Source organism: Streptomyces sp. NPDC002835, from assembly GCF_053591995.1.
In genome coordinates this window covers 1-5,804 of sequence record NZ_JBSFUW010000096.1, presented here as the reverse complement: position 1 = coordinate 5,804, position 5,804 = coordinate 1, and the positions used below count along the sequence as shown (strand labels likewise).

Sequence of the window (5,804 nt, the reverse complement as noted above, 5' to 3'; positions counted from 1 at the left end):
ACGCCGCGGTTTCGTGGCCGTACTGCTGCTGCGCCTGGTGCCGCTGTTCCCGTTCGCCGTTGCGGCGGGCCCGGCCGGGCAGTCCCTCGCTTCGCTAGAGGCCGAGTGGCCTCGCTTCGGTGATGCTTGCCCAGTCGTTCTCGGGATTCGCCCAGAACGAGATCTTGAGGTAGCGGGCGTCCCGAGCGCCCGAGGAGAAGTGCACCGTCTCCGGCGCCGTGGTCGTCCCGGAACTGCGGCCTTCCCACACCTTGGTGTACGAGACGCCGTCCTGTGAAGCGTGGATGGTGTAGTCGTTCCACCGCAGGTCACCGCGATGCCAGGCCACGGTGGCGCCGCAGAGCTGGCGCAGTTTGCCCGTATCGAGGATCAGTGCGGCGCCGAATCCCTGGCCGGACCAGCGGGTCGTCAGGTTGCTGTCGATGGCGTTGGAAGGCGGGTTCGCCGCCTCGTACGTGGTGGCGGACGCGGCGGCGATCACCGGGGCTCGCGTACAGGTTCGCTGGGGCGTGATGTCCGTGTGGACGGCGCGTTCGTCACCCAGACGCAGCGCGTCGTAGTACATCACCCGCTGCGTGGTGCTGGAGGGAGCTCCGGTGTTCCAATCCCACTTGTAGATACCGAACTTGAAGTACGGCGACCGTGGTCCCCCGCCGTGGGTGGCGCCCGTCCGGTGCACGACGCGTTCGCCGTTCTTCCACACCTGGAGGAGGCCGGTGCTGTCCGTCCTCCAGGTCACGTGGAAGACCCAGTCCACCCAGGTCCCCGTGGTGTAGGCACCCAGATCGATGGGCTCACCGCGAAAGTCGATCTTCCAGCGCCCTTCGTCGGTCAGAAGTGCCAAGGGGGGAGAGGTGCCCGGGCAGCCGACGTCGCAGTGGTGCCACTGGCTCACGATCTCGGCCGAGGTGTCGTGGGTCCATGTGGTCGCGAGGTTGATGCTGAAGCCGTACCACCGGTCGGCGCCCGCGGGTTGCTCGTCGCGCTGCGAGATCTCCGCCCGCTTGCTGCTGGAGACGACCGGATCGGATTTGCGCAGCTCGAAGCGGGCTGCGTGGGAGCCGTCGCGTGTGGGGCTCGTGACGTTGGTGGCTCCGTACGAAGTGGCCCACTGCTTGTTGAGGTTCGCCGGTGCCGCGGCGGGGAGGGTCCGGTCGGCCGACTGCTCCCAGTCGAGGGTGCGTTGCACGCCGGCGGGGTCGGCGATGGCTGTCTGCACGGGTGCCAGTGCCACTCCCGCGGCCAGCATCGCCGAGCTCACTGCGACGATCGATGCTCTGATACGTGACCTTTTCATGCTCGAGCTCCTTCGTAGGACGCCAAGCGAGTGGTTTCGTTCGTGCGCCCCGAGGGCGGGGCACCAGCTCTCACTCGCCTCCGGACAGCCCAGGGGCCTCCGGCGCGACAACGGGCGGGTTTACGGGACCAGACCCGTGACCCCGTTCCTCAGCGGGCCGTGACGGTCAGCCGGCTGTAGGTGATGTTCATCGCGTTGACCGGGAACCCGCCCCACCACCTCTCGATACAACGCGTCTGGCCCGCTGCTACGGAGACGTACTCCGGAGCCGCAAGGGGCGCGCTGCTCTGCACCCTTGCGGTGCCCGGGGCCGAGTAGTCGGCTGTGATGCACAGCCGCGTCCTCCCGAAGACCCACGTCGGAAAGTTGTAGGCGTCGTGGTAGTAGAGGGGCGGTGATTGCGTTGCTGCTGCCCGAACAAGAGCCGAGAGGACGTGCTGTGTCGCGGCGGCCGTCGCTGGCCGTGGCGATGCCTGGGCAAGACCGGCCGGTCCCAGGCTCAGACCTGACACGACGCTGATGGCCGACAGGGTGACGGCAAGGCGCCGAAGCGACGCTCGAGTCATGCGATGCTCCTTCAAATGGTGTCCAGGCGGCCTTGGAGAAGTGGTTCTTCTCTTTGCCTGCTCCCGGCCGCATCGGAGTACTGAGCCGACGCATCCCATGCTCGGCTCCCGGGTGTCCCGGGAGCACTCCCCGATCAGTCCTCGATCATCCCGGTCGCAGGTCACCCGGCCGGGGAACCGGAACCATTCCCCAAGCCGTGGGCTCGCGCTACTTCCGCGGCCTCATTGCGTCCGGCCACACCGAGCTTGCGAACGACGGACGACAGGTAGTTGTGCACCGTGTGAGGGTCGAGGAAGAGCTCACGGGCAATCCGGGACGGCTCCTTGCCCTGCGCCAGCAGGGTCAGCACCTGACGTTCCCGCCCGCTGAGGGAGGGAAAGGGAGGGACCACCGGCGTCCGTGCCGCCTCCAGTGCGACGAAGAGGTGGCTGCGCGCAGTGTGGTCGAGTACGGTCAGTCCTCGCGCGGCCGCACCGAGTGCCGCCAGCAGAGCGGGTGCTGAACACGTCTTCAGTACGAATCCGGCGGCACCGGCACGCAGCGCGTCGCCGACCCGGGAACCCTCGTCATAGCCGGACACCACGACGACCGGCAGGTCCGGCCGTTCGCCGGCCAAAGCGCGGATCGCTGTCAGCCCGTCGCCTCCCGCCATCTCCAAGTCCATCACCACGACGTCCGGTTCCGTGTCTAGAACGACGTCCACCGCTTCCGCGGCATTGCCGGCCTCACCCACCACATGCATGCCCGCCACCTCCGCGTAGTCGCGCAGACCGTTGCGGAAGACTTCATGATCGTCGACGATGACCATCCGGATCGGTGTCAACTCGGGCTCCCCAGCGGGAGGCGCGCCACCACAGTGAGACCGCGCTCCTGCTTCGTGTCGAGCACCAGCTCGCCGCCCAGCTCCTCCGCCCGTTCACGCATGGAGGTCAGCCCCACTCCCGCGCGACGCTGCGCCCTCAGCCCCTTTCCGTTGTCGGCGACACTCAGTTCGAGGAAGTCGGACACCTGTACGGTCACGACGCACCGCGTGGCAGCTGCATGCCGGATGACGTTGGTCATGGCCTCTGTGGCGATGAGGTATGCGGCGGCGTCCACTGCTGCGGGCAGATCCGCTGCGTCCCCTTCGGACTCGACGGTGATGCGGATGCTGTCGGGGGAGGACAGCTGGTCCGCGTACAGACGCAGGGCCTCGATCAGCCCTTCGTCGTCGAGAGCGCCGGGGCGGAGGCCCACCACAGCCTGGGAAACATCGGACGTGATGCCGTCCACCAGGACCTGAAGGGCCTGAAGCCGTTCGCGCAGGTGCTCCGCACTGCCCTCGGCCACGTGCTCGGCTGCCGCGAGCCGCAGGCGGAGCCCGACGAGGGAAGGCCCGACGCCGTCGTGCAGGTCCCGGCGCAGACGTCGGCGCTCTTCCTCCCGTGCACGCACCACACGTTCACGCGATTCCCTCAGGTCGGCGGTGAGCCTGGCGGTCTCCACGGCCATCGCCGCCAGTCCGGCTGTCTGGTTGAGCAGTTCTCTGTCGGCGGAGGAAAGGTCGTCTCCCGGCAGTCGAGGGCTGACCATCAGCCGGCCGATGACCGCGTTCCGGTATTTCAGGGGAAGAGTCAGTACGGTGCCGGTGGGCGCACCATGACGCACGCGGGGCCCGGCGGGTGTCTCGATGGCTACGTACGACAGGCGCAGCGCGTCTGCCAGAGTGCGGGCCACCATGGGCAGGGCGGCGTCCGGCTCGACCGAGGACCGCAGACGTGCGGTCAGACGGGCGATGACGGTGTGGGGTTCGTCCCGGTCACCGAAGAAGATCCGGTTCACGGCACGTTGACTGCGCTGGTGCAGCGGCTGAAGAGCCACCGCGACGACGCCGGTCGCCAGCAAGGAGGCCGCGAAGGTGGACCTCCGGTGGAGAACACCGTTGACCGACCACATCACACCCGCATACAGGACGACCACGCCCGCAGTGAGGCCCGCATAGGCAAGCGAGCGTCGAATGATCAGATCAATGGCCCACAGCCGGTAACGCAGTACCGCGACGGCCACGGCGACGGGAACGCCGGCATCAAGGCAGAAGCCGATCCCATGCAGCACCACAGGCGAGTACGGCACGAGGTCCAGCGCGACCTGCCCGCCTATGGCCAGCGCGACGGCGAAGGCCAGCCACTTCAACTGGTCGCGCTCCAGCCGCGCTCCTCTTCGCCACCGTGTCACGAGCGAGACCAGGGCAATCAGCAGACATACCTGCAAAGCGATGAACGTGACCCGGTTGACGGGAAAGAGAGGGCTCTGCCCGATGTCCTCGGGATCCACCACGCCGGCCGTGGGATGGATGGCCCCGACCACTGCGAGGACGGCGGTCGGCAGAACCACCAGAGCCGAGAAGACAAGGCCGGTCAGACGCCAGCGCGGCGAAGGCAGGCGTCCCGTGGGGTACAGCAGAAGAGCCAGGGGAAGCGCGCCGAAGGCCGGCCACCACACCCACGCCGTCATCCAGCCGAGAACACTTGTGCCGGGCATCCGTGCCGCCGATGCCAGCGGCCACACCTGGTGGATCAGGCATCCGAGCGAACCGCTCAGCGCCATCAGGAGCATCAGCCAGCCCAGCGGGTGGCGCGGCAGCCGATGAGCCAGCAGTCCTCCGACGGCCGCGAAAGAGACCGAGATACCGGCATCGCCCCAGTACAGGTCCTGGAGTCGGTTCTCGTACGCCGCGATGCACACCGCCGCGGCCACACCACTCAGCGCGCCGGCAGCCACCGGATAAGCCCACCGCCGGTATCTCTCCATGAACCAGCCCCCCGCGCAGAAGGCCGCCACCAGAGCGGCTCGCGAGGAGCCTAAAGAGCTACCCGCCGGTTATGACGCTGCGTTACTGAGTCGATACCTGGTGTGCGAGCGGGGTGGCTCCAGCGGCTACCGCATCCTCCTGAACGTACGGCGGTAGGTGCGGGGGCGGCACGCCCCGGCGGCGGACGAACTGCTCACGCAGGACGGCCGCGGAGCCGTAGCCGGCCAAGCGGGCGATCTCCTGCGCGGGCAGGTCCGTGGTCTCCAGGAGCTCCTCCGCCCGGCCGAGCCGCATGCCGAGCACCCACGCGTGCGGCGTCGTGCCGGTCGTGGCGGTGAACCGGCGGGCGACGGAGCGGCGGCTCATCCGCGCCAACTCCGCCACGGGCAGCGGTTCGTGGAGGTGCTCGCGGGCCCAGGCGAGCACGTCCACGAGCCCTCGTCGTCGCCGTCCTCGGGGAGGGGCGCTGACATCCCCGTGGCGGCCGCTTCCGCCCAGTCCCTGGCTGGAGTTGAGGGAAGGCGAAGGCGGGATGGGCGGCGCGGACGCAGCCGGGGATCGGGGCTCGGACGCCTGGCTTGCGCGTCGGCCGGGGCCGCCGCGCCGCACGGGGACTGTAAAACGTTCGGCTCTGTCGCACATCCGGTGGTGACGGACGGTGATGTGACGTTGGTGGACCCACCGATCAGGGAGTCGCAGGTCAGCACGTTGCAGCGGTCGCTGTCCCGAGTCGGCGGACCTGGACGGTGCCCGCCGATGTGAGCCTGGCTGCCGGACGGCTTCCTCACGGCAGCGCCGTCCGCTCGCGAAACAGCGAGGTCAGGCGCTGATCGCACGCTCTGAAACTCATGAAGGAAGATTCTCACACTCCGTCACCACCGGATGTGCGACAGAGCCGCTCGTTTGACAGACCCGATAACGCATGTCACCGGCATACGCAAGGATCATGAACCGTCACCACCCGACGACGACCCGAAAACCTCAGTAGGAGGTGGGGCGACTGGTCAGGTCACCTGTGCCCAACGCCCACGGCCCGCGACAAGTCATTGGCGAGGGTCGTGGCGGTGGACCGGTCGCCGCGCTGCCGGCCCGGTACCCCTGGGGGCGGGCGGCCCTCGGGGGCGGCGCGTACGGAGCGGTGCCAGACGT

The 5,804-nt window shown here is 68.5% G+C and carries 5 protein-coding genes; all 5 read right to left on the bottom strand.

The window, feature by feature from the left end:
• Positions 1-94 precede the first annotated feature (94 nt).
• Positions 95-1,297: a heparin lyase I family protein gene (locus tag ACWD01_RS37055; protein WP_451168353.1), complete on the bottom strand. Its 1,203-nt coding sequence runs from the start codon at positions 1,295-1,297 to the stop codon at positions 95-97.
• A 149-nt stretch (positions 1,298-1,446) separates the two neighbouring features.
• Positions 1,447-1,863, bottom strand: a complete 417-nt coding sequence (locus tag ACWD01_RS37050; RefSeq protein WP_451168351.1) for a hypothetical protein — start codon at positions 1,861-1,863, stop codon at positions 1,447-1,449.
• A 161-nt stretch (positions 1,864-2,024) separates the two neighbouring features.
• On the bottom strand, positions 2,025-2,687 hold the full coding sequence (locus tag ACWD01_RS37045) for a response regulator (RefSeq protein WP_451168349.1): 663 nt from the start codon (positions 2,685-2,687) through the stop codon (positions 2,025-2,027).
• A complete protein-coding gene (locus ACWD01_RS37040) occupies positions 2,684-4,624 on the bottom strand; it encodes a GAF domain-containing sensor histidine kinase (protein ID WP_451168347.1) in 1,941 nt (646 codons plus the stop codon). The genes ACWD01_RS37045 and ACWD01_RS37040 overlap by 4 nt, the downstream gene beginning before the upstream one ends.
• 112 nt (positions 4,625-4,736) lie before the next feature.
• Positions 4,737-5,087, bottom strand: a complete 351-nt coding sequence (locus ACWD01_RS37035; RefSeq protein ID WP_451168345.1) for a helix-turn-helix domain-containing protein — start codon at positions 5,085-5,087, stop codon at positions 4,737-4,739.
• Between the last annotated feature and the right edge of the window lie 717 nt (positions 5,088-5,804).